This window comes from Mameliella sp. AT18, from assembly GCF_028807275.1.
Taxonomy (GTDB): domain Bacteria; phylum Pseudomonadota; class Alphaproteobacteria; order Rhodobacterales; family Rhodobacteraceae; genus Antarctobacter; species Antarctobacter albus.
Genome location: NZ_JARAMO010000253.1, coordinates 1 through 4,926, shown reverse-complemented (window position 1 = coordinate 4,926; position 4,926 = coordinate 1). Strand labels below are relative to the sequence as shown.

The 4,926-nt window shown below is 62.8% G+C and carries 5 protein-coding genes; 4 read left to right on the top strand and 1 reads right to left on the bottom strand.

Annotated features, from left to right (window positions below; translation table 11 throughout):
* Nucleotides 1–183 precede the first annotated feature (183 nt).
* The 4 genes from PVW46_RS21640 (at nucleotide 184) to PVW46_RS21625 (ending at nucleotide 3,991) form a co-directional block, all read left to right on the top strand.
* Nucleotides 184–528: an ArsR/SmtB family transcription factor gene (locus PVW46_RS21640; RefSeq protein ID WP_043142552.1), complete on the top strand. Its 345-nt coding sequence runs from the start codon at nucleotides 184–186 to the stop codon at nucleotides 526–528.
* Nucleotides 521–1,546, top strand: a complete 1,026-nt coding sequence (locus PVW46_RS21635) for a permease (protein ID WP_069211331.1) — start codon at nucleotides 521–523, stop codon at nucleotides 1,544–1,546. The genes PVW46_RS21640 and PVW46_RS21635 overlap by 8 nt, the downstream gene beginning before the upstream one ends.
* Nucleotides 1,547–1,695: 149 nt before the next feature.
* The gene (locus tag PVW46_RS21630; RefSeq protein WP_069211332.1) at nucleotides 1,696–2,355 is read left to right on the top strand and encodes an ABC transporter ATP-binding protein; all 660 of its coding nucleotides are present in this window, start codon (nucleotides 1,696–1,698) and stop codon (nucleotides 2,353–2,355) included.
* On the top strand, nucleotides 2,333–3,991 hold the full coding sequence (locus PVW46_RS21625) for a KpsE/RkpR family capsule polysaccharide export protein (RefSeq protein WP_069211333.1): 1,659 nt from the start codon (nucleotides 2,333–2,335) through the stop codon (nucleotides 3,989–3,991). The genes PVW46_RS21630 and PVW46_RS21625 overlap by 23 nt, the downstream gene beginning before the upstream one ends.
* Nucleotides 3,992–4,003: 12 nt before the next feature.
* Here PVW46_RS21625 and PVW46_RS21620 read toward each other — a convergent pair whose 3' ends face one another.
* On the bottom strand, nucleotides 4,004–4,696 hold the full coding sequence (locus tag PVW46_RS21620) for a nitroreductase family protein (RefSeq protein ID WP_043142564.1): 693 nt from the start codon (nucleotides 4,694–4,696) through the stop codon (nucleotides 4,004–4,006).
* Nucleotides 4,697–4,926 lie beyond the last annotated feature (230 nt).

Below are 4,926 nucleotides of genomic sequence, written 5' to 3'. Positions count from 1 at the left end.
CGGAGGTATTTTCGGCCCAAAGAAACACGACAGGGCGGAAGTTGGGTTGCCTGCCCTGGGCCGGTCTTCCGGCGAGGGGAACGCGCGCTCAAAGCGGGTCATCGCGGGCGTCCCGCCAATTCATTTCGACACATTTCGAAATAAGGGTTGCCTCCCGGGCTTCATTTCGACAATGTTAGAAATATGAAAATGATCGATTCCCAACCTCTGACCGTCGAAACGGCGGCCTCGAAGTTCGCCGCGCTTGGGTCCGAGCAGCGCCTTCAGGTCCTGCACACGCTGGTGCGGGCCGGCCACGACGGACTCAGCATCGGCGCATTGGGTGAGCGTACCGGGATCACCGGGTCGACCCTCACCCATCACCTGAAAATCCTCTCTGCCGCCGGTCTTGTCACCCAGGCGCGGCAGGGACGGTCCATCATTTGTGCCGCCGCCGATTACTCGGAAGTCGAGGCGCTGTCCGAATACTTGCTGCGCCAGTGCTGCGCGGATGCCTCGATCTGTCACAAGGATATCCAGAATGGCTGACACCTCCACGACGGCAACCCGCCGCCTGCCGCCGGTTCCGAAGGCATGGCTGGCCAGTGCCGTGCTACTGGCCCTTGTCGCGCTGTTCGACTGGCCGCAGTTCTGGCCGACGGTCACGTTCACCGCAGGGGCCATTGGTCATACCGCCCCGTTCATCCTCTTTGCCGTGCTGGCGGTGGCCTATCTCAAGGCCACCGGGGCCGAAAAACTGCTGGCCAGGGCCTTTGAGGGGCGCGAGGTGCGGATGATCTTCCTGGCCGCGCTGCTGGGGGGCATGGCGCCCTTCTGTTCCTGCGAGGTGATCCCCTTTATCGCCGCCCTGCTGGCCGTGGGCGCGCCCTTGTCGGCGGTCATGGCCTTCTGGCTGGCCTCGCCACTGATGGACCCGGCCATGTTCCTCATCACCGCGGGCACGCTGGGCTGGGGCTTTGCCGTGGCCAAGACCGTCGCCGCTGTTGGGCTGGGCCTGCTGGGCGGCTTCGGGACCAAGGCCCTGGCCAATAGCCCCGTCTTCCGTGATCCGCTGCGCGAGAAACCGCAGGTGGGCGGCTGCTGCGGCGTCAAGAAACCGTTCAGCGGCAAACCCGTCTGGACCTTTTGGCAAGAGAGCGAGCGCACCGCGACCTTCCGCGACACGGCGCTGGAGAACGCCCTGTTCCTGCTGAAGTGGCTGACTCTGGCCTATGTCATCGAGGCGCTGATGATCCACTACATCCCCGCCGACATGATCGCGGGCGTGCTGGGTGGCACCGGGTTCATGCCGGTCCTGCTGGGCGCGCTGGTCGGGGCGCCGGCCTACCTGAATGGCTATGCCGCCGTGCCGCTGGTCGATGCGCTGTTGGCGCAGGGCATGGCATCGGGCGCGGCGATGAGCTTTGTCCTTGCCGGGGGTGTCAGTTGCATCCCCGCCGCCATCGCGGTCTGGGCGCTGGTCAAGCCGCGGGTGTTCATCGCCTATCTTGGCTACGCCCTACTGGGATCGTTGATTGCGGGCATGACCTGGGGCCTCATCGCCTGAGATTCATGATGAATTGTTGACTTGCCGGGCCTCTCCGCGGGGCCCGGTTTGTTTTTGTTTCGCGACAGCGCCATAATGTGAACAAATTATCTACCAACTTGACGCATACACCAATTTACAAGGGAACCGGGTATAGTCAGGGCACCCAGATGTTAGAGTTCGACATGGTCAGCAAGTCCTTTTGGACAGGCGCCCAGCGCAAGGTGATCCTTGACCGGGTTTCCTTTCGTGTCGACCTTGGCGAGTCCCTTGGCATCCTGGCCCCGAACGGCACCGGAAAATCCACCGTCATCAAGATGATGGCTGGGCTGGAAAAACCGGACGAGGGCGAGATCAGGCGCAATTGCCGCGTCTCCTTTCCGCTGGGCTTCATGGGCGGCGTCGTGTCCAAGATCTCGGCCAAGGAAAACGCCCGCTTCATCGCCAAGCTCTATGGACTCGATCCGGATTACGTCGAATCCTTCTGCCGCTGGCTTTGCGACCTGAAGGAATATTTCGACCAGCCCATCGGCACCTACTCCTCTGGCATGCGGGCCCGGTTCACCTTTGCCCTGATGCTGGCGCTGGATTTCGACATGTACCTGATCGACGAGGGCATGCCCAACTCCACCGATACCGCCTTCAACAAGCGCGCCGGGGACATCCTGGCCGAAAGGCTGCGCACGACGACGATCATCATCGTCAGCCACCAGCCCAAGGTGCTGGAAAAATTCGCCCGCAAGGCGGCTGTCCTGATGGATGGCAAGATGCACATGTTCGACACCCTGGAAGAAGCGAAACGGCTCTATGACTATGAAACCGAAGGCTAAGAAGTTCCGCATTCGGCGTTCACCGGCCGCTGCCGCCCTGTCCGGCGAGGGTGCCGAGACCGAGCGTTCCGACCCGGCAGTGGCGCCGCCCCCAACGCCCCCGGCGGGGCGACCGCAGTTCTCGAACGCCGGGACGGCGTCCAAGGCCCGCAGTGGAGAGGTGGCCTCGCCCCGCCAGGTCGCCGGAGAGACGGATATCGACTCGATCCGCGCCGAAGGGTTGACCGGGCGCCAGCTGCGCATGGCCCGCCGCGTCGCGAACAAGCACGGGCTTGAGGCAACATCGGATTTCGATGCCGTGCGGTTGCTGCGTGAACGCGGGATCGACCCGTTCCAGCGCACCAACATGCTGGAACTGGTTCAGGCCGAACCCGGTGAAAAGCCCGCTTCACCGCCGCAATCGAAACCCGAACCCAGGGTGCAACTGCCCCAGACCGTGAAGCTGGAAAAGGCACAGTTGCCCTCGACCGAAACCGTCAGCCCGGCCGAACGACGCGCCGCCGAAATCCTCAAGATCCAGCGCGAACTGGCCGCGCGGCGCCGCAAGAAGATGATGCTGCTGATGGTGCGGCTGGCGGCATTCGTCCTGCTGCCGACCCTCATCGCCGGGTATTATTTCTATGCCGTGGCGACACCGATGTATTCGACCAAGTCGGAATTCCTGATCCTCAAGGCAGAAAGCTCGGGCGGTGCGATGGGATCGCTGTTCTCGGGCACGCAATTTGCCACCAACCAGGATGCCATCGCAGTGCAATCCTACCTGACCTCCAAGGATGCCATGCTGCGCCTGGACCGGGACGAGGGGTTCAAGTCGCATTTCACCCAAGGCTTCATCGACCCGATCCAGCGGCTGGACCCGGAGCCGACAAACGAAGAGGCCTATTCGCTTTACAAGCGTCACGTCCAGATTGGCTATGATCCGACAGAGGGCGTCATCAAGATGGAGGTCATGGCCGCCGACCCACAGATCGCCGCCAATTTCTCCAGCGCGTTGATCGGTTACGCCGAGGAGCGGGTGGACAATCTCTCGCTGCGCAAGCGGTCCAACGCGGTCAAGGACGCCGAGGAAGGCTTGATAGATGCCGAATCCGCCCGCCGCGAAGCGCAGGAAAAGCTGGTCCGCATGCAACAGGAAGGCAATGTCGTCGACCCCGAAGGCCGGATTGCAGCGCTGCGCTCGCAGATCAACACCTACGAGCTGCAGCTGCAGGAAAAACAACTGCAACTGCAGGCCTTGCTGGACAACAGCCGCCCGAACCAGGCCAAGGTCGAAGGCGCGCAGGGCGACATCCGACGGCTTGAGGCCCTGCTGGACCGACTGAACCGAGAGATGACGACGGCGACCACGGGCAAGGATTCCCTGGCCGAGGTGGCGGTACAGATCAAGCTGGCAGAGGCCGATCTTTCGACCCGAGACCTGATGTTGCAGACGGCACTGGAACGCCTGGAACAGGCCCGCCGCGACGCCGACAGCCAGGCCCGCTACCTGACCACATCCGTGGTGCCCGTCCCTTCGGAAGACCCCAGCTATCCCCGCAAGTTCGAGAATACGATGCTGGCCTTCCTGATCTTCGGCGGCATCTACCTGATGATCTCGCTGACCGCCTCGATCCTGCGCGAACAGGTCGCCAGCTAAGACACCTGGCGACTACTCGGCCAGGGTCAGGATCTCGTCCAGGGGTTTCTTGATCTTGGCCACGGCGGGCACTTTGGCGTCCGGCGCGGGGTGGCCCGTGGCGAGGATCATCACCGGCTTTTCGGAATCGGGCCGCTCCAGAAGATCGTTCAGGAACCGCATAGGGTTGGGTGTATGCGTCAGGGACACCAGCCCAGCATGATGCAACGCCGCCAGAAGAAAGCCGGTGGCGATGCCGACGCTTTCGGGAACGTAGTAGTTCTTGAACCGCGTACCATCGTCGAACTGCCCATAACGCTGCGCAAAAACCACGATCAGCCACGGCGCGATCTCAAGATGCGGTTTCTCCGGCCCTGTGCCGATCGGCTCCAGCGCCCGCAACCATTCATCGCCCGCCGCCCCATCATAGAAGCGGCGCTCTTCTTCCTCGGCGGCGGCTCGGATGCGCGATTTGATCCCCGGGTTCGAGATCGCCACGAAATGCCAGGGTTGGTGGTTGGCCCCGGACGGCGCCGTTCCGGCGGCACGAATACAGTCCTCGATGACCTCTTTTGGCACCGAACGGTCAGAGAACTCCCGCACCGAGTGCCGTTGCTTCATCCGGTCGTGAAACTCCGCTGCCGCCCGGACCATCTCCTCATCCGGCATGGAAACCCGGTCGGGCAGATCCACCGCCTCGTATTTCAACTGCTTCCGCGCAAACATCTCTGCCCTCCTTGCCTCTCGTGCCACAGAGTGCGGCGCGCGGCCTTGGAGATGCAAGTCTGACGCAACAGCGCTATCCGCCGTCAAAACCGAGGACAGGAAATCAAGGTCGGAATGCCTCTTGCAGCCGACGCACAGTCCTTGCTAAACGGGTCGACGGAGAGGTGGCCGAGTGGTCGAAGGCGCACGCCTGGAAAGTGTGTAGGCGGGAAACCGTCTCGAGGGTTCGA

Excerpts from the sequence above, each read along its gene's own strand:
- PVW46_RS21640 (WP_043142552.1), top strand. The coding sequence starts at position 184 with ATGAAAATGATCGATTCCCAACCTCTGACCGTCGAAACGGCGGCCTCG.
- PVW46_RS21635 (WP_069211331.1), top strand. The coding sequence starts at position 521 with ATGGCTGACACCTCCACGACGGCAACCCGCCGCCTGCCGCCGGTTCCG.
- PVW46_RS21630 (WP_069211332.1), top strand. The coding sequence starts at position 1,696 with ATGTTAGAGTTCGACATGGTCAGCAAGTCCTTTTGGACAGGCGCCCAG.
- PVW46_RS21625 (WP_069211333.1), top strand. The coding sequence starts at position 2,333 with ATGACTATGAAACCGAAGGCTAAGAAGTTCCGCATTCGGCGTTCACCG.
- PVW46_RS21620 (WP_043142564.1), bottom strand. The coding sequence starts at position 4,696 with ATGTTTGCGCGGAAGCAGTTGAAATACGAGGCGGTGGATCTGCCCGAC.